22 protein-coding genes are annotated in these 21861 nt (G+C 61.6%); 10 read left to right on the top strand and 12 right to left on the bottom strand.

The genetic code is table 11. The features are described from left to right. Positions 1-71: 71 nt before the first annotated feature. The gene (locus tag HV782_RS21655; RefSeq protein ID WP_128614896.1) at positions 72-797 is read right to left on the bottom strand and encodes a 4'-phosphopantetheinyl transferase family protein; all 726 of its coding nucleotides are present in this window, start codon (positions 795-797) and stop codon (positions 72-74) included. Between the two features lie 102 nt (positions 798-899). Next, the gene (locus HV782_RS21650) at positions 900-1691 is read right to left on the bottom strand and encodes a dienelactone hydrolase family protein (protein WP_186748595.1); all 792 of its coding nucleotides are present in this window, start codon (positions 1689-1691) and stop codon (positions 900-902) included. Between the two features lie 220 nt (positions 1692-1911). Between HV782_RS21650 and HV782_RS21645 the strand changes: the two genes are divergently transcribed. Both HV782_RS21645 and HV782_RS21640 read left to right on the top strand, forming a co-directional pair. Next, positions 1912-2589, top strand: coding sequence for a response regulator transcription factor (locus tag HV782_RS21645; RefSeq protein WP_123466936.1), 678 nt, complete (start codon positions 1912-1914; stop codon positions 2587-2589). After that, complete coding sequence (locus HV782_RS21640; protein ID WP_123466934.1) at positions 2586-3932, top strand: ATP-binding protein; 1347 nt, start codon at positions 2586-2588, stop codon at positions 3930-3932. Before HV782_RS21645 ends, HV782_RS21640 begins: the two co-directional genes overlap by 4 nt. A gap of 217 nt (positions 3933-4149) precedes the next feature. Here the strand turns inward: HV782_RS21640 and HV782_RS21635 are convergent, their stop codons facing one another. Then, complete coding sequence (locus HV782_RS21635) at positions 4150-5148, bottom strand: AraC family transcriptional regulator (RefSeq protein ID WP_186745008.1); 999 nt, start codon at positions 5146-5148, stop codon at positions 4150-4152. A 350-nt stretch (positions 5149-5498) separates the two neighbouring features. Here HV782_RS21635 and HV782_RS21630 point away from each other — a divergent pair, with 350 nt between their 5' ends. Further along, positions 5499-6833: a dicarboxylate/amino acid:cation symporter gene (locus tag HV782_RS21630; RefSeq protein ID WP_186745006.1), complete on the top strand. Its 1335-nt coding sequence runs from the start codon at positions 5499-5501 to the stop codon at positions 6831-6833. Between the two features lie 185 nt (positions 6834-7018). After that, a complete protein-coding gene (locus tag HV782_RS21625; RefSeq protein WP_186745003.1) occupies positions 7019-8200 on the top strand; it encodes a CaiB/BaiF CoA transferase family protein in 1182 nt (393 codons plus the stop codon). 269 nt (positions 8201-8469) lie between these two features. Here HV782_RS21625 and HV782_RS21620 read toward each other — a convergent pair whose 3' ends face one another. Beyond that, positions 8470-8964, bottom strand: a complete 495-nt coding sequence (locus HV782_RS21620; protein ID WP_041067555.1) for a SprT family zinc-dependent metalloprotease — start codon at positions 8962-8964, stop codon at positions 8470-8472. Between the two features lie 148 nt (positions 8965-9112). Continuing rightward, positions 9113-9715, bottom strand: a complete 603-nt coding sequence (locus tag HV782_RS21615; protein WP_007917515.1) for a Yip1 family protein — start codon at positions 9713-9715, stop codon at positions 9113-9115. Positions 9716-10179: 464 nt separating this feature from the next. Here HV782_RS21615 and ttcA point away from each other — a divergent pair, with 464 nt between their 5' ends. Together ttcA and HV782_RS21605 are read left to right on the top strand one after the other, a co-directional pair. After that, positions 10180-11004 carry a tRNA 2-thiocytidine(32) synthetase TtcA gene (ttcA, locus tag HV782_RS21610; RefSeq protein ID WP_123466926.1) on the top strand — a complete coding sequence of 275 codons (825 nt, stop codon included), beginning with the start codon at positions 10180-10182 and terminating at the stop codon, positions 11002-11004. A gap of 152 nt (positions 11005-11156) precedes the next feature. Beyond that, the gene (locus HV782_RS21605; protein WP_186745001.1) at positions 11157-11831 is read left to right on the top strand and encodes a DNA-3-methyladenine glycosylase I; all 675 of its coding nucleotides are present in this window, start codon (positions 11157-11159) and stop codon (positions 11829-11831) included. A 114-nt stretch (positions 11832-11945) separates the two neighbouring features. Here the strand turns inward: HV782_RS21605 and HV782_RS21600 are convergent, their stop codons facing one another. Genes HV782_RS21600 through arsC form a run of 3 tightly spaced genes read right to left on the bottom strand, consistent with a single transcriptional unit; the run spans position 11946 to position 13320 of the window. Then, positions 11946-12371, bottom strand: coding sequence for a DUF2069 domain-containing protein (locus tag HV782_RS21600; RefSeq protein WP_186744998.1), 426 nt, complete (start codon positions 12369-12371; stop codon positions 11946-11948). A 2-nt stretch (positions 12372-12373) separates the two neighbouring features. Beyond that, positions 12374-12970, bottom strand: a complete 597-nt coding sequence (wrbA, locus tag HV782_RS21595) for an NAD(P)H:quinone oxidoreductase (protein WP_123466919.1) — start codon at positions 12968-12970, stop codon at positions 12374-12376. After that, on the bottom strand, positions 12967-13320 hold the full coding sequence (gene arsC / locus HV782_RS21590) for an arsenate reductase (glutaredoxin) (RefSeq protein WP_123466916.1): 354 nt from the start codon (positions 13318-13320) through the stop codon (positions 12967-12969). Before arsC ends, wrbA begins: the two co-directional genes overlap by 4 nt. A 114-nt stretch (positions 13321-13434) precedes the next feature. Between arsC and HV782_RS21585 the strand changes: the two genes are divergently transcribed. Beyond that, a complete protein-coding gene (locus HV782_RS21585) occupies positions 13435-13902 on the top strand; it encodes a TlpA family protein disulfide reductase (RefSeq protein WP_123466914.1) in 468 nt (155 codons plus the stop codon). A 296-nt stretch (positions 13903-14198) separates the two neighbouring features. On the opposite strand, the gene HV782_RS21580 is transcribed toward HV782_RS21585, so the two are convergent. Both HV782_RS21580 and HV782_RS21575 read right to left on the bottom strand, forming a co-directional pair. Then, positions 14199-14603, bottom strand: coding sequence for an META domain-containing protein (locus HV782_RS21580; RefSeq protein WP_123466912.1), 405 nt, complete (start codon positions 14601-14603; stop codon positions 14199-14201). Next, entirely contained in the window at positions 14603-15037 is a 435-nt protein-coding gene (locus HV782_RS21575) for a hypothetical protein (RefSeq protein ID WP_123466910.1), read from the bottom strand. Before HV782_RS21575 ends, HV782_RS21580 begins: the two co-directional genes overlap by 1 nt. 133 nt (positions 15038-15170) lie before the next feature. Between HV782_RS21575 and HV782_RS21570 the strand changes: the two genes are divergently transcribed. Continuing rightward, positions 15171-15623, top strand: a complete 453-nt coding sequence (locus HV782_RS21570) for a hypothetical protein (protein ID WP_186744996.1) — start codon at positions 15171-15173, stop codon at positions 15621-15623. Between the two features lie 3 nt (positions 15624-15626). On the opposite strand, the gene HV782_RS21565 is transcribed toward HV782_RS21570, so the two are convergent. Both HV782_RS21565 and HV782_RS21560 read right to left on the bottom strand, forming a co-directional pair. Further along, positions 15627-16616 carry a 2-hydroxyacid dehydrogenase gene (locus HV782_RS21565; RefSeq protein ID WP_186744993.1) on the bottom strand — a complete coding sequence of 330 codons (990 nt, stop codon included), beginning with the start codon at positions 16614-16616 and terminating at the stop codon, positions 15627-15629. An 84-nt stretch (positions 16617-16700) separates the two neighbouring features. Continuing rightward, positions 16701-19454 carry a response regulator gene (locus HV782_RS21560; RefSeq protein WP_123467316.1) on the bottom strand — a complete coding sequence of 918 codons (2754 nt, stop codon included), beginning with the start codon at positions 19452-19454 and terminating at the stop codon, positions 16701-16703. A 220-nt stretch (positions 19455-19674) separates the two neighbouring features. Here HV782_RS21560 and HV782_RS21555 point away from each other — a divergent pair, with 220 nt between their 5' ends. Next, the gene (locus tag HV782_RS21555) at positions 19675-20400 is read left to right on the top strand and encodes a response regulator transcription factor (RefSeq protein WP_123466904.1); all 726 of its coding nucleotides are present in this window, start codon (positions 19675-19677) and stop codon (positions 20398-20400) included. Continuing rightward, on the top strand, positions 20387-21811 hold the full coding sequence (locus HV782_RS21550; protein ID WP_186744991.1) for a sensor histidine kinase: 1425 nt from the start codon (positions 20387-20389) through the stop codon (positions 21809-21811). The genes HV782_RS21555 and HV782_RS21550 overlap by 14 nt, the downstream gene beginning before the upstream one ends. Positions 21812-21861: the final 50 nt, after the last annotated feature.

Below are 21861 nucleotides of genomic sequence, written 5' to 3'. Positions count from 1 at the left end.
GGGCTTGCGCACGCCCGGAGCCTGGGGGAGCGGGCCGGCCGGCAATGGGGTCCTGAGCGGCGATAAAGATTTCAGGCAGGGATGCTCACCAGACTCAACAACTGCCCCTCCTGCACCCCAAATTGCGCCTCCAGCTCAGTGCCATGACGCCATTCTGCGGACAGATCGGTCAGCAGCCGCAGTCGCACGTGACCTTGCGCCGTCCACTCCAGCACTTCAGCGTGCTCGAAATAGAAACGCTGTTGCACGATCGGATACAGCGCCTTGAACAGGCTTTCTTTCACCGAAAAAGTCAGCGTCACGCACAGGCCCAACTGCTCTGGCGAGCCGGCGGCCATGCGCTGCAATTCCGCCGGCGTCAGGATTTCTCCGGCGAGGCGTTCGGCGCGCTCGCTGTCGAGCAGGTTTTCCAGGTCCATGCCCAGGCCGCGCCAGTGCTGTTTGTTGGCGACTATCGCCGCCGCACGCCCGGTGCTGTGGGTGATCGAGCCGCAGATGTGCGGCGGCCACACGGGTGCGCGATCTTCGCCAATCGGCGGGACAACCCCTGCGCCTTGCAGTTGTTGCAGCGCCGCACGGGCGCAGATACGCCCGGCCAGAAACTCGGCCTGACGCTTGGCGACCGAACGCTGAATACTCGGCGGCGGCACGACGGCGCTGCGCTGGAAATCATCCCCGAGCAGTTGCGCCGGGTCGAAATGGGTGCTGAGCAGGACGGTGTCGGGCAAGACGTTTGGCAACGGCCAGTGGGCGTCGAGCGGGGTGCAGCAGGCGGGAAGGATCGGGCTGACATTCATGGCGGGCATTTTGCCGGTTGATGTCGATGCTGGGTAGTAGGTCATGCTTTTTTGGCGAGGGAGCATGCTCCCTCGCGCCACAGGTCATCCTGCAGCGTTTGATCAGCTGAAGATTTTCTGGAAAAACGCCTTCATGTCCGCCCAGGATTTTTCATCGGCGGCCTTGTTGTAGCCGATATCCGGGCCACCGTGTTCGCCGTGGCTCAAGCGGTCGGCATCCGGATTGGTGAAACCATGTTTGGCGCCGTTGAGGCTGACGAACGTGTAGTCGGCACCGGCCTTGTCCATTTCCGCCTTGAACGCGGTGACGTTGTCGGCGCTGACCATGCTGTCCAGCGCGCCATGTTCGACCAGAATCTTTGCCCTCACACTGCCGGGCGTGGCCGGGGTCGTGGTTGCCAGTGCACCATGGAAACTCACCACACCTGCCAGCGGCACACCCTGGCGCGCAGCGTTCAGGACCACGCCACCGCCGAAGCAATAGCCGATGGCGGCGATTTTATTAATGTCGGTCTGCGGCTGTTTTTTCAGCAGATCCAGCCCGGCCTCGAAACGCTTGCTCGCAGCGGCCGCGTTCTGAGTCGCGGCCTGCATGAACGCCATCGCATCCTTCGGGTGCTCGGTGTTCTTGCCTTCGCCGTACATGTCGATCGCCAGTGCGCTGTAACCCAGCCCGGCGAGGTCGCGGGCGCGGCGCTTGGCGTAATCGTTCAGGCCCCACCATTCATGCACCACCACCACGCCCGGGCGCTTGCCCTTGATCGCGTCGTCGTAGGCGTAATAGCCGATCAGTTGTGTGCCGTCGGCGCTCTGGTAGGGAATCTCCTGAGTCTTGATCGCGGCGTTGGCCAGGCTGCTGACAGCGAGCAGGGTGAGTGCGAGGAACAGGCGCATGGTCGGTCTCCTTGTCGAAAGTGGTCAGGACAGCCTAGTCGATTTGATTCGGCGCCGGTTCAGAGAGTGTTCAGGGCAGGTACAGGGGCGGCTTGCTAACCTTGCACCCTACCGAACAGCAGTGAGAAAGTTGTTGCCTGTGCCGTCGCCTTCGCGAGCAGGTTCGCCCCCACAGGTAGGCTGTTGAAGTTGGAGCGTTTGATTTACCCGGGAGAGCGTTATGAAATTGTTGGTCGTCGAAGATGAAGCGCTGTTGCGTCATCACCTGCAAACCCGCCTCACGGAGAGCGGTCACGTGGTCGAGTCCGTGGCCAATGCCGAAGAGGCGCTGTACCAGACCGGACAGTTCAACTTCGATCTGGCGGTGATCGATCTGGGCTTGCCGGGCATGGGCGGTCTCGACCTGATTCGCCAGTTGCGCTCCGGCGGCAAGGCTTTCCCGATCCTGATCCTCACCGCGCGCGGCAACTGGCAGGACAAGGTCGAAGGCCTCGCCGCCGGCGCCGACGACTATCTGGTCAAGCCGTTCCAGTTCGAAGAACTCGATGCGCGGCTGAATGCCCTGTTGCGCCGCTCCAGCGGGTTCACCCAATCGACCATCGTCGCCGGGCCGTTGTTGCTCGACCTGAATCGCAAACAGGCATCGCTGGATGAAGAGCCGCTGGCGTTGACGGCCTACGAATACCGCATCCTTGAATACCTGATGCGGCACCACCAGCAAGTGGTGCCCAAGGATCGCTTGATGGAACAGCTTTACCCGGATGACGACGAACGCGATCCGAATGTCATCGAAGTGCTGGTCGGCCGTTTGCGCCGCAAGCTCGAAGGCCCGGCCGGGTTCAAACCGATCGACACCGTGCGGGGTCTCGGCTACCTGTTCAATGAGCGCTGCACTTGATTCGTTCCCTTCGCGTTCGCTTGATGCTCGCCGCCGCCACGTTGGCGGTGTTGTTCATGCTGGCGTTGCTTCCGGCGATGCAAGGTGCGTTCAGTCTCGCGCTGCAGGATTCGATCGAGCAGCGTCTGGCTTCGGACGTCACCACGTTGATTTCCGCGGCGCGGGTCGAGAACGGTCGGCTGCTGATGCCCGATCAGTTGCCGGACGAGCGTTTCAACCTCACCGACTTCCGCTTGCTCGGCTACATCTACGACCGCGAAGGGCATCTGGTCTGGCGTTCGCGAGCCACCCAGGAAGAACAGATCAATTACAAACCGCGCTACGATGGACTCGGCAACGAGTTCGCGCGGATTCGCGAGACCAACGGTCAGGAATTCTTCGTCTATGACGTTGAAGTCAAACTGCTTGGCGGCAAAAACGCAGCGTTCAGCATCGTCGCCCTGCAACCGGTGCGCGAATACGAAACCACCCTCGAAGGCCTGCGCGAGAATCTCTATCTGGGTTTTGGCGCGGCGCTGCTGGTATTGCTGGTATTGCTCTGGATCGGCCTGTCCTGGGGCCTCAAGGCCTTGCGTCAGCTCAGCCAGGAACTCGATGAAATCGAAGGCGGCACTCGCGAAAGCCTGACTGAACAACACCCGCGCGAACTGTTGCGCCTGACCGGCTCGCTCAACCGTTTGCTGCTCAGCGAGCGGCAACAGCGCAGCCGCTATCGCGACTCCCTGGATGATCTGGCGCACAGCCTGAAAACCCCGTTGGCCGTGCTGCAAGGGGTCAGTGAAGACATGGCCCAGCGCCCCAAGGACCTCGATCAGGCCTGGGTCCTGCAAAGCCAGATCGAACGCATGAGCCAGCAGATCAGCTATCAACTGCAACGCGCCAGCCTGCGCAAAAGCGGTCTGGTGCGCCATCAGGTGCGGCTACAGCCGGTGTTGAAAAGCCTGTGCGACACCCTCGACAAGGTGTATCGCGACAAACGTGTGCGCGTGGCGTTTGATCTGCCGGAGCATTGTTATGTGCCGATCGAGCAGGGCGCTCTGCTGGAGATGATGGGTAACCTGCTGGAGAACGCCTATCGTCTGTGCCTGGGGGAAGTGCGCATCAGCGTGCGCGAGACCCTGGCCGGGGTCGAATTGTGCGTCGAGGACGATGGCCCGGGCGTGCCACCTGATCAGCGTGCGCGAATTCTCGAGCGTGGCGAGCGCCTGGATCGTCAGCATCCGGGGCAGGGCATCGGGCTGGCGGTGGTCAAGGACATCATCGAGAGTTACAACGCCAAACTGATGCTGGGGGATTCGCCGATGGGCGGGGCGGCGTTCAGGATTCATTTTCCGGCGGTTTAGTCGCCGGCCTTTCGGGCGCCATCGCTGGCAAGCCAGCTCCCACAGGTTTCGATGTCGTTCGAGGGTTTTGTGTTCGGCCCGGACACTGTGGGAGCTGACAAGCCAGCTCCTTGTGCAGGTTTCGATGTCGTTCGAGGGTTTTGTGTTCGACCCGGAGACTGTGGGAGCTGGCTTGCCAGCGATCAGGCCAGTCAAGGCGCCACAGGCTGCGAGCAGATCACTGCTCCTGCGCCCGATAAGCCCCCGGCGTCAGCCCCGTCCACTTCTTGAACGCCCGGTGAAACGCCGACGGCTCGGAAAACCCGAGCTGCTCGGCGATCTGTTGCAACGACAGATCCGCGCGGCCCAAATGGTAAATGGCGATATCCCGCCGCAACTGATCTTTCAGCGCCTGAAAACTGGTGCCTTCCTCACGTAAATGCCGGCGCAACGTCTGCGGGCTGATGTGCAGGTGCGCGGCCACCGCCTCCAGATCCGGCCAGCGCGCGCTGTCGCGGCTGAGCAAGCGGCGCAGGCGGCTGCTGAGGCTGTCGCCGTCGTCGGGGCGCGAGAGCAGGTCGGCGGGGGAGCGCTCGAGGAAATGCTTGAGGGTGCGTTCGTCCTGCAACAACGGCATGTGCAGGTAGCGGCTGTGAAAGACCAGACCGCTCTGCCCGGCGCCGAAGGTCGTGGAGCAGGGGAACAGCAACTCGTATTCCGCACCATGGGCGGGGCGCGGGTAGCTGAACGTGGCCTGTTCGAGGCGAATCCGCTGGCCGATCATCCAACTGCCCAGGCGATGCCAGATCACCAGCAGGCTTTCGCTGAGAAAGTGATCCGGATCCCATAGCTGCGCATCATCGAGACTCAGGCGCACCCATTCGTCTTCACGGCGCAGGCTCAGGCGCGGGGCTTGCGGGAATAGGCTATAAAACAATAAACCGCGTTGCAGTGCCTTCTCCAGATTGCGGCAGTGAATCGAGGCATGGCACATCATGGCGAAACTGCCGGGTTTGCTGGGTGCATGGCCGAAACCGAGGTATTCGTCGTCCAGGGCCAGCCACAGGTTCTGGATCAACCGGGTGAATTGTTCCGGAGCTATGCGCGCGCGGGGTTCATCTAGCAATTCCGGGCTGATGCCCAGTTGCGACAGCAGGTTCGAATAATCGAAACCCAGGCGACGTGCGCCACCGAGGGCAGCACGGGCGAAATGACTGGCGATGGTGCGTTCGCGCATAAGCGGCAGATCCTTCCTCAGGCGCCGGATGGTAGCCGGGGCTTTCCATCGGCAACAAGGCGGATTTCCGCCAAATTGTAGGACGAGAGCCGGTGAGTTGGCGGAAATCCGCCATCCTTGAGTCACCGAACAGTGACACAGAAAAGCCTGTAAGTCCTGATATCAAAAGGCTTGCAGCGAATTGCACCAAGGTGGCACGGCGTTTGCGATAAAAGCGACAGAAGCGTGCGTTTTTCCCGTAGGAAAAGTGCTGCTCGAACAACAAATCCCTCCAGTGCAGGAGGGTTCGCAATTCAGGTTCTGCGTTCAACAGATGGATGTTGCCCGCGGGACGCTTGAGGACACTTGCAATGACGACTCGTCAGCCACTGTACAAATCCCTGTATTTCCAGGTGATCATCGCAATCATCATCGGTATTGCGCTCGGTCACTACTACCCGCAGTTCGGTGTCGCGGTAAAGCCACTGGGTGACGGGTTCATCAAACTGATCAAAATGATCATCGCCCCGATCATCTTCTGCACCGTGGTTTCCGGCATTGCCGGCATGCAGAACATGAAATCGGTCGGCAAGACCGGCGGTTACGCACTCCTGTATTTCGAAATCGTTTCGACCATCGCCCTGCTGGTCGGTCTGGTCGTGGTCAACATCGTGCAACCGGGCAACGGCATGCACATCGACGTCAGCACCCTGGACGCCTCGAAAGTCGCCACCTACGTGGCACAAGGCGCGGACCAGAGCGTTGTCGGCTTCCTGCTCAACGTGATCCCGACCACCATCGTCGGTGCATTCGCCACCGGTGACATCCTGCAAGTGTTGATGTTCTCGGTGATCTTCGGTTTCGCCTTGCATCGCCTGGGTGACTACGGTCGTCCGATCCTCGACTTCATTGATCGCTTCGCCCACGTGATGTTCAACATCATCAACATGATCATGAAGCTCGCGCCGATCGGTGCCTTCGGTGCCATGGCCTTCACCATCGGTGCCTACGGTGTCGGCTCGCTGGTGCAGCTGGGTCAACTGATGATCTGCTTCTACATCACCTGCCTGGCGTTCATCCTGATCGTGCTCGGCGGTATTGCCCGCATGCACGGTTTCAGCGTGCTGAAGATGATCCGCTACATCCGTGAAGAGCTGCTGATCGTACTGGGTACTTCGTCGTCGGAATCGGTACTGCCACGCATGCTGATCAAGATGGAGCGTCTGGGCGCGAAGAAGTCGGTTGTAGGTCTGGTGATCCCGACCGGTTACTCGTTCAACCTCGACGGCACCGCGATCTACCTGACCATGGCGGCCGTGTTCATTGCTCAGGCAACCGACACGCACATGGACATCACCCACCAGATCACCCTGCTGGTGGTGTTGCTGTTGTCCTCCAAAGGTGCGGCTGGCGTGACCGGTTCGGGCTTCATCGTACTGGCCGCTACCCTGTCGGCGGTCGGTCACCTGCCGGTGGCCGGTCTGGCGCTGATCCTCGGTATCGACCGCTTCATGTCCGAAGCCCGTGCCCTGACCAACCTGGTCGGCAACGCCGTCGCGACCATCGTGGTTGCCAAGTGGGTGAAAGAGCTGGACACCGACGTGCTGCAATCCGAGCTGGCCTCGGGCGGTCGTGGTATCGCTGACACCCGTCCTGAAGATGACCTGGGTGTGGCTGAAGGCGCGACCCCGAGCAACGTCAAGTAACACTCGGGTAATACTCTGTGGCGAGGGGGCAAGCTCCCTCGCCACAGATGCACTGAGAAACCCGCTTCGGCGGGTTTTTTCTTGCCCCTGATTTGAGCGTAACGGTCACACCCGCTGACATATCCGGTGATTGCCGGACGCGGCATCGCTGCCTAGGCTGGGTGCATTGCCCAAGGAGATCGCCCATGTCTGCGCCGCTGGCCTCATTGAAGATTCTGGATTTCTCGACCCTGCTGCCAGGCCCGTTCGCCTCGCTGTTACTGGCGGACATGGGCGCCGAGGTGCTGCGCATTGAATCGCCGAGCCGTATGGATCTGCTGCGGGTGCTGCCGCCCCACGATCAGGGCGTGTCGGCCAGCCACGCTTATCTGAACCGCAACAAGCGCAGCCTCGCGCTGGATCTCAAGCAGCCCGAGGCGCTGGAGGTAATCAGGCAGTTGCTGGGCGACTACGACATTGTTCTGGAGCAGTTCCGCCCCGGAGTGATGGAGCGCCTGGGCCTGGGGTATGAAGCGTTGAAGGCGATCAACCCGAAGCTGATTTACGTGTCGATCACCGGTTACGGCCAGACCGGGCCGTATAAGGATCGCGCCGGGCATGACATCAACTACCTCGCACTGGCCGGGCTGGCCAGTTATACCGGTCGCGCCGACAGCGGTCCGTTGCCGCTGGGCATGCAGGTGGCGGATATCGCCGGTGGTTCGCTGCACGGCGTGATCGGCCTGCTGGCGGCGGTGATTGCCCGGCAACAGAGCGGGCAGGGCACCCATCTGGACGTGAGCATGACCGATTGCGCGTTCAGTCTGCACGCGATGGCCGGTGCCGGTTACCTGGCCTGTGACGAGGAACCGCACTGGGAAGACCAGATGCTCAATGGCGGCAGCTTCTATGACTATTACCGCTCGCGTGACGGGCGCTGGTTGTCGGTGGGCAGTCTGGAGCCGGCCTTCATGCAGCAACTGTGTGCGGCGTTGGGCCGGCAAGAGTTGGCGGCGCAAGGCTTGTCGCCCAAGCCCGAGCAGCAGCGGTTATTGAAGGACGCACTGAAAGTGGAATTCGAGAAACACGACTTTGCCGAGCTGTGTGAATTGTTCGCCGGGGTCGATGCCTGTGTCGAGCCGGTGCTGAATCTGAGCGAGGCGGTGCTGCATCCCCAGTTGCAGGCGCGTGAACTGGTGACCCAGGTGCCGCGTGGGGATGGTACGACGCAGGCGCAGATTGCCTGTCCGCTGAAATTCTCCGAGGCGCTGCCGGCACCGCGACATGTCGGGGCGGGGTTGGGGCAGCATACGGAGCAGGTGTTGGGCGAGTTGGGGTTTGGTGCGCAGCGGATTGCCGAGTTGCGTGCTTCCAAAGTCATTCTTTAGGGCCTGTACCGGCCTCATCGCTGGCAAGCCAGCTCCCACAGGTTTTGTGTCGTATACAGAGCCTGTGAGCACCTGGAAACTGTGGGAGCTGGCAAGCCCGCTCCCACAGGTTTTGTGTCGTATACAGAGCCTGTGAGCACCTGGAAACTGTGGGAGCTGGCAAGCCCGCTCCCACAGGTTTTGTGTCGTATACAGAGCCTGTGAGCACCTCGAAAACTGTGGGAGCTGGCTTGCCAGCGATGAGGCCCTGCGGTCCAGCTGAAAACTGACTATTCCACCCGCATCTCACCACTGAATACCAAGGTGTTGCGGCATCTACGGCACAAATACCGTCGGCCCTGGCGCACCAGGCTATGACGCTGTGCCGAAAACGGAAAATCACTGTCGGCACACGGGCATTTGTAGATGTAGCGGGTCACGCTGCGGCGTTTGACGGCGTAGGTGTGGCAGCGATCCGGCGGCAGTTCATAGACCCCGCGCATGATCAGTTGCCACTCTTCGCCGTGTGGCTGGATGCGGTCGCCGAACAGTTGATGGGCGATCAGGTGCGCGACTTCGTGGGCCACAGTCTGCTTGAGGAAGTGTTCGGTGTTTTCCCGGTACAGCTGCGGGTTGAAGCGCAGCAGGTTCTCGTGCAGATGCGCGACACCGGCTTTTTGCCCGCGCAGCTTGAGGCTGACGACGGGGCGTTGGAAATGACGTTTGAAAAAGGCTTCTGCGAGTTGGTAACAGTCTTCGACGCGGGTATTGAGTTGCTCGGGCATGCTTGATGGATCTCCAGAGGCGTCGAGTATGCCGCAACCTCCCGGACTTGCGAATCGCCGACCTGCCGAATGGTCATCCGCCAAACGAGAAGGCCGCCTTGCGGCGGCCTGTATTGGCAGATCTTGTCGTTCTCGGGGGGGAATCATGTCAGTTGGTATACACCGGCCCTACGCCGAGGCCCCAGACAATCACGGTGAACGCCATGATGGCCACCAGCACCACCAGACCGACCGCGAGCACTGAGCTGGAAAACAGAAAGCCTTCGTCCGAGGGAATGTTCATGAACGTCGGCAACCCGACGTACAGCAGGTAGACCGTGTAGCAAATGGCCGCCGTGCCGACGATCATCCCCAGCCACATGTGCGGATACAGCGCCGCCAGGCCGCCGACGAACAGCGGCGTCGCGGTGTAGGTGGCGAACGCGACGCAACGGGCCAGGCTCGGATTGGCGTCATAGGTGCGCGCCATCCAGTGCACGAATGCGCCCATCACCGCGACCCCGCCGAGCATCGCCAGGTATGACATCACAGTCATCCAGATCGCGCTTTCGACGGTGAGCATCACCGGCGCCCGGTTGCCGATCACCCAGCCAACCTGGGTGGTGCCGATAAACGCCGAAACGGCCGGAATCGCCGCGAGAATCAGCGTGTGGGTCAGGTACATGTGGCTGATGCTTTCCTCTTGGTCGCCACGGATCTCCTTCCATTCCTGATCGGGGTGGGTAAACAGTCCCACTACGTGATGGATCATGCCAGTCACTCCTCTTGTTATTGCCATCGCCCCCCAGCGGAGCGCCTACGGGCCAAGGTGGCCGAGCAAATACAGGTCTTCAGATGTGTGCGACCTTATGACGCAGTATAGAAAGGTCTTAACCGCACTGGGACTGGGGGCTTAGAGCAAATCGCGCTGTAAATACGGGGCTTAATCGCCTTGGGGTCTTGGCATCAGCTCTTTTTTATCTTTGAAATACATTTGTGGTGAGGGGATTTATCCCCGATGGGGTGCGAAGCCGCCCCAAAACCTCAGAACTCTATTTTCCCGATACTTCGCGATGGATGGTTTGACGACTGCTGCGCAGCCGATCGGGGATCAATCCCCTCGCCACAGAGGGCAATGCAGACCTCGGAAGCATGGGGCAGACTCTCGGCCCTTCGCCCCCACGGGGTTTTTGCGTAAAATGCCCGCCTTTCGTCACACCTCACGGATTTCGCGTCATGGGCACTCTTACGGTCAACCAGAACAAACTGCAAAAGCGCCTGCGCCGCCTGGCCGGCGAAGCGGTCGCCGATTTCAACATGATCGAAGACGGCGACAAGGTCATGGTCTGCCTGTCCGGAGGCAAGGACAGCTACACCATGCTCGACGTGTTGATGCACCTGCAGAAGGTTGCACCGATCAAGTTCGAGATCGTCGCGGTGAACATGGACCAGAAGCAGCCGGGTTTCCCCGAGCACGTGCTGCCGGCCTACCTGAAAGAGCTGGGCGTCGAGTACCACATCGTCGAGAAAGACACCTACTCGGTGGTCAAGGAGCTGGTGCCGGAAGGCAAGACCACCTGCTCGTTGTGCTCGCGCCTGCGTCGCGGCACGCTGTACACCTTTGCCGACGAAATCGGCGCGACCAAAATGGCTCTCGGTCACCATCGCGATGACATCGTCGAGACGTTCTTCCTCAACATGTTCTTCAACGGCACCCTCAAGGCGATGCCGCCGAAACTGCGTGCCGATGACGGCCGTAACGTGGTAATTCGCCCGCTGGCCTACTGCAACGAGAAGGACATCCAGGCCTACTCGGACTTCAAGGCTTTCCCGATCATCCCGTGCAACCTCTGCGGTTCGCAGGAAAACCTGCAGCGTCAGGTGGTCAAGGAAATGCTTCAGGACTGGGAGCGCAAGACCCCGGGTCGAACCGAAAGCATCTTCCGCAGTCTGCAGAACGTGGTGCCGTCGCAACTGGCCGACCGCAATCTGTTCGACTTCACCAGCCTGAAGATCGACGAAACAGCGGCTTCGCGCTTCGTTAACGTCGTAAACCTGTAAACATACTTCAAATGTGGGAGCGAGCTTGCTCGCGAAGGCGTCGTGTCAGCCGACATCAATGTTGAATGGCATACCGCTTTCGCGAGCAAGCTCGCTCCCACAGTGTTTTGTGTTCAAAGGTAGAATTTCATTTTCATTTCCCGGGAGAGGGCATGCGCGATTACAAGTGGCTGCACGAATACTGTCTGAACCGCTTCGGTTCGGCGGCTGAACTGGAAGCCCATCTGCCCGTTCCCAAGACCGCGGCGCAATTGCGCAAGATCAGCGACGACCGCTACCTCTCGACCATGGCCCTGCGCGTATTCCGCGCCGGGCTCAAGCACAGTCTGGTGGACGCCAAGTGGCCGGCCTTCGAGGACGTGTTCTTCAAGTTCGACCCGGAAAAAGTCGTGCTGATGAGCGCCGAGCACCTCGAACGCCTGATGCAGGACGTGCGGATCATTCGCCACCTGGGCAAGCTCAAGAGCGTGCCGCGCAATGCGCAGTTCATCCTCGATGTCGAGAAGGAGAAGGGCAGTTTCGGCGCGCTGATCGCTGACTGGCCGGTGACCGATATCGTCGGTCTGTGGACCTACCTGAAAAAGCGCGGGAGTCAGCTGGGCGGGCTGTCGGCGCCACGCTTTTTGCGCATGGTCGGCAAGGATACCTTCGTGCCGAGCTACGACGTGGTCGCCGCGCTGAATGCACAAAAGATCGTCGACAAGGCCCCGACCAGCCTGCGCGATCTGGCGATTGTGCAGGAGACGTTCAACCAGTGGCATGAACAGAGTGGCGGGCGGCCGATGAGCCAGATTTCGATGATGCTCGCGTACACCGTCAATCATTAAGACCGCGTCGCTCTAATCGCTGGCAAGCCAGCTCCCACAGGGCCTGTGTTGAAACACAACTTTGTGATCGACACAGAAACCTGTGGGAGCTGGCTTGCCAGCGATAGCGGTTTGTCAGGCGACGGAGACTTCGCCTTCACCCGCCAGTTTGCGATTCAACTGATATCGCCACCGCACATACAGCAGCGCCGAACAGAACAGCGCCAGGCTGGCGACCATCTCCAACACACCAAACAGCTGCCGGCTCGGGTCATAGGCCGCCAGTGCGCCCTTGATGAAATACAGGTTCACCACAAAGCACATCCACGAATGCCCGCGGGCGCTGCCCATGATCATCGCCGGGGCGAGAACGATCCACGGGATCAGCTCGACCAGCAGAATCACCCACGGTCGGGCACCGTGCAGGTCGGCGAACATCAGGTAGTAAGCGGCGAGCAGCCCGGCGAGGCCGAAGAAGCACAGCAGGCTGATGATCCGCATTGCCTTGACGCGGGGTTCGAGCCACTCGACGGAGGGCAGGACTTTCGGCTTCTTCGCCACCCTCAGCCCTCCAGTTTTTGTGCGGTCTTGGCCAGGCGCAGGCCCAGCGCGCGACACAGTGCCATTTCGTGCTGATCGAGGCCTTTTTTACCGTCCGCCCCGGCGTGATGGCTGGCGCCGTAAGGCGTGCCGCCGCCCTGGGTTTCCAGCAGCGCCGACTCGCTGTACGGCAGGCCGGTGATCAGCATGCCGTGGTGCAACAGCGGCAGCATCATCGACAGCAGAGTGGTTTCCTGGCCGCCGTGCAGGCTGGCGGTGGAGGTGAACACACCGGCCGGTTTGCCCACCAGTGCACCGGTCAGCCACAGGTTGCTGGTGCCGTCGAGGAAGTACTTCAGCGGCGCGGCCATGTTGCCGAAGCGGGTCGGGCTGCCCAAGGCCAGGCCGGCGCAGTTCTTCAGGTCATCGAGGGTGGCGTAGAGCGCACCTTCGTCGGGAATGTCCGGGGCCACCGCTTCACACTCGGTGGAGATCGCCGGAACGGTGCGCAGACGCGCTTCGAGGCCGGCCTGCTCGACACCGCGAGCAATCTGCCGGGCCATCTCGCTGGTCGAGCCGCTGCGGCTGTAATACAACACCAGAATGTACGGCGCGCTCACGGCAGCAACTCCAGGATCTGCTCCGGCGGACGACCGATCACGGCCTTGTCGCCGACTTCGAGAATCGGTCGCTCCATCAGCTTCGGATGTTCGGCGATGGCGGCGATCAATTGCGCTTCGCTGAGGTTCGTGTCGGCCAGCTGAAGCATTTTGTATTCATCTTCCCCGGTGCGCAGCAACTGGCGTGCGCTGATCCCGAGCTTGCCGAGCAGGGCCTTGATTTGCGCCGCGTTCAGCGGGGTTTCCAGGTAACGCACGACATTCGGGGTCAGGCCGCGGGCTTCGAGAAGCTCCAGTGCGCCGCGGGATTTCGAGCAGCGCGGATTGTGATAAAGCGTCAGATCGGTCATGGCGGGTCGCTTCTGGCGTAAAGTGGCGGCTATTCTAACTGTGCAGCGCGCAATCCAGAACCGTCAGAGGCGTTGGGTCGCAGGCGCATTCAATTTTTGACCAGGGAATATGACATGACACGGCGATTGGCAGCGGCATTGACGATGATCGGGGCGTTGATGCTGGGGGGCTGCGGCAATGATTACGGGATCGACCAGAACGGCCAGAAAGTCGCGTCCGAGCGTTTGGACAAACAATGGGTGGTGCTCAACTACTGGGCTGAATGGTGCGGTCCGTGCCGCACGGAAATTCCGGAACTCAATCATCTGGCTGAGGAGCTGAAAGGCAAGAACATCGGCGTGTTCGGGGTCAACTTTGACAACGTGCAGGGCGAGGATCTCAAGTCTGCCAGCGAGAAGCTGGGCATCAAGTTCACCGTGCTGGCGCAGGATCCGGCGGACCTGTTCGACGTGCCGCGCAGTGAGGCCTTGCCGGTGACCTACATCATCGACAACAAGGGCAAGGTGCGTGAGCAGTTGATGGGCGAGCAGACGGCGGCGGGGGTGATGGCGAAGCTTGAGGCGCTACAAGCGACCAAGTAACGCCAAAAGCCCCTCACCCCAGCCCTCTCCCGGAGGGAGAGGGGGCCGACCGAGGTGTCTGGCGAGCTACACCGACCTGAGAGATCGAGTCGATTGTAGATTCGCCAAAGGAAAATCCAGCCGATTATGGATTCACCAAAGCAAAATCCAGCGGATTATGGATTCGCCAAAGCAAGGTCCAGTCGATTATGGATTCGGTGAAGGCCTTTCAGGTCGGCGTACCTCTTCAATATCCCCCAATCAGTCCCCTCTCCCTCTGGGAGAGGGTTAGGGTGAGGGCTTTGGCGGCCTGAGGGTTAACCCTCTTCCAGCCACCAGCGCAATGGCTTGCCTTCAGCCGGCCAGAAACGCATCTGCTCGATCGGCGACACGTCCCAGCGTTCGACGCCTTGCAGCGCCTGCAGGAAGCGTTGTTCCTGCTCCATCAACGCGGGTGCGCAGAGTTTGCGGGTCTTGCCGATTTTGCCGAAGCTCAGCTTGTCGCCGTCGAGGGTGTACGGCGCGAACCAGTGATTGCAGCCGCCATTGCCATACGCGCGGCCATCGTCGCCGAGGGTCACGGTCAGATGGCTGTAATCCATCAATGGTCGCTCGCCGATCCACTCCAGAATGTAGCTGCGGTTCTGCTGCAACTGCACAGGCTCCGCGGCGCAGCCAACCAGGCCTGCACCGATCAGCGCAGTCAGGGCCAGGCCTTTCATCACGCGGGCTCCTGGCATTTCGGGCACAGGTGCTTGTCGCCGACGGCTTTCCAGCCCAGCTCGGCGATGCGCGCCGTGGCGGCCGGTTGCTCGGCGGCCTTGCCCAGTTTGGCGTCCACGGCGAATTCGAAGCTCAGCTCTTTGGCGCAGCTGTCGCAGTTGACCTGCCAGGTATGAATCGCCAGTTCGCCGAACACCGGGCCCGTGGTCATCGCGGTCCATTGACCCGGCGGATTGATCAGGTGGCGCACGGTTTCGACGGTCAGGCGCATGGACAAGTCCTTGCTGCCTTTGAGGGTCACCAACAGGGTATCGCCGATGCGGATCGAGCCACCGTTGCCGGTAACCTGATAGCGGCCGGGTACGAGGGCGCGGCATTCGGTGAGGGTGTGTTGCGGGTTCATCAGGGTGTAGCGGAAATCGTGTTCGACCATGGGTCCTCCAAATATGCGCGACATGCTAGCACGGGCTCGATTGCAGAATGGTGCACGCGTGCGACCTTCGATCCGGTTCAAATCGACCGACGCTCATGGCAAACTGCCGCCCTCGACTCTGAAGGAACGGAACATGGCGCTGATCGAATGTTATGAATGCAAGCGGAGCATCAGCTCCGAAGCCCAGGCGTGCATTCATTGCGGGGCTCCGATGGCGGAGCAACCGGTACAGGCGCACGTGCAAGCGGGGCCGGCGCAGGCATCGACAATTTCGTTCGGTAGCCTGCCGCGCAACCGGGCAGTCCCCGAGGCTGCTGCCGTGCCTCCGGTCGCCGAGCCGCTACCGAAAGTGATGCCGGCCGCCGCGGGGCGTCGCCGTCGCCAGCAAGCCGCGCAAGCGGTGGAGGCTCAGGTCAATGCCGACGGCAGCCGTCCGGTGGAAGGCTGGCTGAAGATCATGGTGTTTCTGCTGCCGATGGTGTTCGTCTGGTTCCTGCTGCGCAACGGCCATTCGGCGAAACAGCGGCTGTTCGGTTTCGGCTGGCTGGGCCTGCTGATTCTGGCGTCCTCGCTCTCGCCGAAATAACCCTCAACCTTCGACCTGGTTCTGCGGCGTTCCTGCCGCCCAGGTCGCGATGTTGTGCAAGGTCGTCGCCGCGATCGCGCCCAGCGCTTCATGGGTCAGAAACGCCTGATGCGCCGTGACGATCACGTTGGGAAACGTCAGCAGACGCGCCAGCACATCGTCCTGCAACGGCAGGTCGGAACGGTCCTCGAAAAACAGCTGCGCTTCCTCCTCATACACATCCAGCCCCAGATAGCCCAGTTGACCGTCCTTCAACGCGTCGATCAGCGCCGGCGTGTCCACCAGACCGCCGCGTCCGGTGTTGATCAGCATGGCGCCCGCTTGCATGTGCGCCAGTGAGTCTCGGTTGATCAAGTGCCTGCTTTGCTCGTTGAGCGGGCAGTGCAGGCTGATGATGCGTGATTGCGCGAGCAGTTCCGGCAGGCTCAGATAACGCGCGCCCAACGCCAGCACGGCGGGATTGGGAAAGGGATCGTAAGCCAGCAGTTCACAGCCGAAGCCATGCATGATTTTCGCGAAGGTCGCGCCGATCTGCCCGGTGCCGACCACACCGACCGTTTTACCGACCAGATCGAAACCGGTCAGGCCGTGCAGGCTGAAATCACCTTCGCGGGTGCGGTTATAGGCACGGTGCAAACGCCGGTTGAGCGCGAGGATCAGCGCCACTGCGTGCTCGGCCACCGCATGTGGCGAGTAGGCCGGGACGCGCACCACCGACAGGCCCAGGCGTTTCGCCGCGACCAGATCGACATGGTTGTAACCGGCCGAGCGCAAGGCGATCAGCCGTGTGCCGCCGGCGGCCAGGCGTTCCAGCACCGGTGCACTGAGATCGTCATTGATAAAGGCGCAGACCACCTCGTGATGTTCGGCCAGGGCCGCCGTATCGAGGCTCAGCCGGGCTGCTTGAAAGTGCAGCTCAAGGCCGGCCGGACAGGTGGCGGCGAGAAAGCTCTCGCGGTCGTAGGTCTGGCTGCTGAAAACAATCGTGCGCATGAATTCCTCCTGGAACAGCGTGGCCGGTCAGTATCGACCTGCCACTACCTTAGCGTGAGCGCGCGGCATCGGCATTGTCGTGGATCAGGCGCTGATCCTCGCTTGAGCGGCGAGGCGATTGATCGCCCGCTCCAGTTCTTCCAGCGCCGCCACGGCTTTGGGGTCGCCTTGTTTGAGCAGGGTTTCGCTGCGTTGGCAGGCCGCGCGCAATTGCGGCACGCCGCAGTAACGGGTGGCGCCGTGCAGGCGATGGACGCGTTCGATCAGGGCGTTCTGGTCACGGCTTTCACACGCTGCACGAATGGCCTCGCGGTCGGCTTCCAGCGAAGCCAGGAGCATGGCCAGCATGTCTGCCGCCAGATCCGCCTTGCCCGCGGCCAGGCGCAGACCTTCTTCGTGATCGAGCACCGGCAGTTCATTGTTCGCCGCGGCGCTGTCGCTGACCCGCTCCGGTCCATGATTGCGCAGGGCCAGGCCGGTCCACTTCAGCACCACTTGCGCCAGTTGCCGCTCGCTGATCGGTTTGGTCAGGTAGTCATCCATGCCGCTTTGCAGCAGCGCACGTTTCTCGTTGGCCATGGCGTGGGCCGTGAGGGCGACGATCGGCAGCGGTGTGCAGTGCCGTTCGCTTTCCCACTGGCGGATGGCTTCGGTGCTCTGGCGTCCGTCCATGCCGGGCATCTGCACGTCCATCAACACCAGGTCGAAGGACTCGGCCTGTACCGCTTTCACCGCCGCGTAGCCGCTCTCCACCGCGAGCACCTTGGCGCCCATGTCTTCGAGCAGGGTCTGCACCAGCAGCAGGTTGGCCGGGTTGTCATCGACACACAGCACTTTCGGCGCGCGACTCGACAGCGGCTCGCCCGGCTCATTGCGCGGCTGGCGCGGGTTGGCCAGATCCGACAGCGCCCGGCGCAGCTTGCGCGTGCAGGCCGGTTTGGCCTGCAACTGGCTGTGCGGGTTCGGTACCGAGAGGTGAAACAACGTTTGTTCGGTGGTCGGGCACAGCACCAGCACTTTGCAGCCCAGGTGCTCGAGGTCCCAGACATGCTGGTTCAGGCGTTCCGGCAGCATGTCGCTGCTGGTGATGCCGAGCACCGCCAGATCAATCGCCTGATCGGTCTGGTGGGCCCCGGTGACGCCATTGGTCAGGGTTTCCAGGGTATTGAAGGTCGTGACGTCGAGGCCGCAGTCTTCCAGTTGATGCTGCAACGCCTGGCGCGCCAGTTCATGGCTTTCCAGCAAGGCGACGCGCCGTCCGAGCAGCGGCGCCGAAGGCAGGTCTTCGGCATCGTCACGGGTTTTCGGCAAGCTCAGGCTGATCCAGAACTCCGACCCTTCGCCCGGCGTGCTGTCGACCCCGATTTCACCGCCCATCTGCTCGATCAGGCGCTTGGAAATCACCAGCCCCAGGCCCGTGCCGCCGGGTTGCCGCGACAGCGAATTGTCGGCCTGGCTGAAGGCCTGAAACAACGCGCGCACGTCCTGATTCGACAGGCCGATGCCGGTGTCCTGAATGCTGATGCGCAGTTGCACGCTGTCTTCGTGTTCGTCCTCGAGCATGGCCCGGGCGACGATGGTGCCTTCGCGGGTGAACTTGATCGCGTTGCTGACCAGGTTGGTGAGGATCTGCTTGAGTCGCAGTGGGTCACCGACCAGCGACAACGGCGTGTCGCGATAGACCAGACTGACCAGTTCCAACTGCTTGGCGTGGGCGGCCGGAGCCAGAATCGTCAGGGTGTCCTGCAACAGATCGCGCAGGTTGAACGGGATATGGTCGAGCACCAGTTTGCCTGCCTCGATCTTCGAGAAATCGAGGATCTCGTTGATGATCCCGAGCAGGCTGTCGGCGGATTTTTCGATGGTGCCCAGATAGTCGAGCTGGCGCGGGGTCAGTTCGCTTTTCTGCAACAGGTGGGTGAAGCCGAGAATGCCGTTGAGTGGCGTGCGGATTTCATGGCTCATGTTGGCGAGAAATTCGGATTTGATCCGGCTCGCTTCCAGTGCTTCTTTACGCGCCAGATCCAGTTCGATGTTCTGGATTTCGATGGTTTCCAGGTTCTGGCGCACGTCTTCGGTGGCCTGATCGACGCTGTGCTGCAATTCTTCGCGGGCGTTCTGCAGGGTGCCGGCCATGCGGTTGATGCCTGAGGCCAGTTCGTCCAGTTCCTGACTGCCGAGGGGCGGCAGACGGGTTTCCAGATGGCCGTCCTTGAGTTGCGCGACGGCTTGCTTGATCTGGCCCAGCGGCCGATTGATGGTGCGGCCCATGCGCACGGCGAGCAGGGCGGCACCGGCCAGGCCGGCGGCGATCAGCAACAGGCTGGCGAACAGGCTGCGATATCCGCGCAGCAGCATGCCGTTGTGCGACAACTCCAGTTCGACCCAGCCGAGCAACCGGTCGGATTCGGCTGGAATCAGTTCGCCGGCGAGGTTGCGGTGTTTGCCGAAGACCGGCATCAGGTAGCGGGTCGCGTCATTGCCACTGCGCCGTTGCAACTGCGTGCTGTCGCCGGTGGGGGCCTGATTGAGCATGGTCGGGCCGGCGTGGGCCAGCGGCGAGCGATCCGGCGCCAGAAAGGTTACCGCGCGCACATCCGGTTGTTCGAGGGATTGGGTGGCGATGCGTTCGAGCAGGTCGTTGTTGCCATGGCCCATGGCGGGGGCGACCAGCGGCGCCAGTTGCTCGGCGATCATTTCGCCGCGCTGCATCAATTGGGTCTGCAAGTCGGACTGTTGCGTCCAGGTGAAGTAACCGCCCAGCACCAACGCCATCAGGCTGGTCGGCAACAGGGTCAGCAACAACACGCGACCTTTGATTCCCAGTTTCTTGAGCACGCCCATCTCCTGCATCCCGCTGATCCGTTGACTCATGCGTGCATCCGGCACGCGACATGGGCGCAGTGTAGCGATTTGCTCGCAGGCAATCTCCGGAAAAATGCGCGCGCCATCGGTCGCCGCGCCGGTGCGCGTTTGTCCGGCAGGTCAAGCTTGTGTTGCCCCACGCCCGGCAATCTTGAATAATCGCCGCTCAACTGAGAATGACTTGCAGATACTCATGACTCCTGTTTCCGTTGGCCAGCCGCGCATTCTTTCCATCGAAGACGATCCGGTCCTCGGCGCCTACGTTCACGAACAGCTGGGCCGCAGCGGCTTTCAGGTGACCTGGTGCCAGAACGGCCAGGAGGGCCTGAGCATCGCCCGACGCCAGCCGTTCGACGTGGTGTTGATGGACATTCTGTTGCCCGGGCTGGACGGACTGAATGTGCTGACGCAATTGCGCCAGAGCCATTCGACGCCGGTGTTGCTGATGTCGGCTCTGGGCGCCGAGGCGGATCGCATCAGTGGTTTTCGCCTGGGCGCCGATGATTATTTACCCAAGCCGTTCAGCATTGCCGAGTTGCACGTGCGCATCGAAGCGATCCTGCGACGGGTGGCCCTTGATCGGCGTCCGCCGGCGCTTGCAACGCCGTTGACCACGGGAACCCTGCGCTTTGACGACGCACAGTGCGAGGTGTTTTTCCGCGACCAGGCGGCCGGCCTGACCCGCAGCGAATTCCGCTTGCTGGAAACCCTCGAGCGCAATGACGAGGAAGTCTTGAGCAAGGCCTTCCTTTATCAGCACGTTCTGCAACGCGGCTATGCTGCACACGATCGCAGCCTCGACATGCACATCAGCCAGATCCGCCGCAAACTCAAGGCCATCGGCTACACCGAGCGGGAAGTGCGCACGGTGTGGGGCAAGGGCTACGTATTGAGTGGCCGTGCCGATGAAGCGCTCTGAATTGCCGGGGCGCCATTCGCTGTTCTGGAAACTGGCGTGTCTGTTGGTCGCGTTCTGTCTGCTGATGATCTGGCTGAGCTGGTCATGGGGCCGCTACATGGAGGAGCGCAACCAGTTTCTCTCCGACGAGGCGCGCGGCACGCTTACCCGGTACGCGGCTGAGGCCGAACGGGCCTGGCAGCGCGGTCAGCGTGACGGTATTGACAGCTGGTTGCAGAGCATGGAATTGCGTGAGGCCGCTTGGGCTGGCGTGATCGACCGCAACTTGCAGTCGCTGAGCAGCGAACCGTTGAATGATCAGGAAGTGCAGCGCCTGACGTTTTTGCGCGGGCTTGACTGGCCAATCCACAAGCAGGGGCGACCGTGGTTGCGCGTGCCGTTTCCCCATGATCCTGCTACCGGCAGTTTAGTGATTGAACTGCCCGAACGTTTTTTGCCGGGGAAGTACCGGGTGTTCTGGCGGGTGATCACCAACGGCGTGATCCCTGGACTGTTCACATTATTGCTGTGCGTCGGCCTGTATCGCCTGCTGGTGGTGCCGCTGAACAACCTGCGCGAACAGGCCAACGCCTGGCGCGCCGATCAACTGAATGTGCGGCTGTCGAGCGGCATCACCCAGCGGCCGGACGAACTCGGTGAACTGGCCCGCGCCTTCGACTCGATGGCCGAGCGCCTGCAATCGACCGTTGCCTTGCAGCAGCAACTGTTGCGCGATTTGTCCCATGAGTTGCGCACGCCTTTGAGCCGGCTGCGTGTGGCCAGCGAAAGCGAGCAGGATCTGCGGCAACTGCGCGAACGCATCGGCCGTGAAGTCGACGGCATGCAGCGGCTGGTCGAGGACACCTTGCAATTGGCCTGGCTCGACACCGACCGCACGCCGTTGCCCGACGAGGCGATCCAGATTCAGGCCCTGTGGGAAATGCTCACGGATAACGCCTGTTATGAAAGCGGCTGGCCGAGCCTGCAATTGCAGTGTGCGGTGCCGTCGTCGTGCTGGGTGCGCGGCAACCTCAACACCTTGGCGCAGGCGTTGGAGAACATCCTGCGCAATGCCATTCGACATTCGCCCGAGGGCGGCATCGTGCGCCTCGACGGACGGCGTGACGGCGATTACTGGCATTTGTGGCTGGAGGATCAGGGCGGCGGAGTGGCGGAAGGGGATCTGGAGCGGATCTTCTCGCCGTTCACCCGCCTCGACGGCTCGCGGCCCGGAGACGGTGGATTTGGCTTGGGGTTGAGCATCGCGCGCAATGCCGTGCAGCGTCAGGGCGCAAGTATTTGGGCGGAGAACAGCGGGGCGGGGTTGCGGTTGAATTTGCGCTTGGTGGCTGATGACGGTGTTGGGCCGACTGACGCCTTCGCGAGCAGGCTCGCTCCCACAGTTGAACCCGGTTTGCCGCAGATTGTGTGATCAACGCTGATACCCCGGGGGGGGAGCGAGCCTGCTCGCGAAGAGGCCGT

Origin of the sequence: Pseudomonas monsensis, assembly GCF_014268495.2 — a bacterium.
Lineage (GTDB): Bacteria > Pseudomonadota > Gammaproteobacteria > Pseudomonadales > Pseudomonadaceae > Aquipseudomonas > Aquipseudomonas monsensis.
The sequence above is the reverse complement of the archived record's forward strand: the minus strand, read 5'-3'. Positions and strand labels throughout refer to the sequence as shown.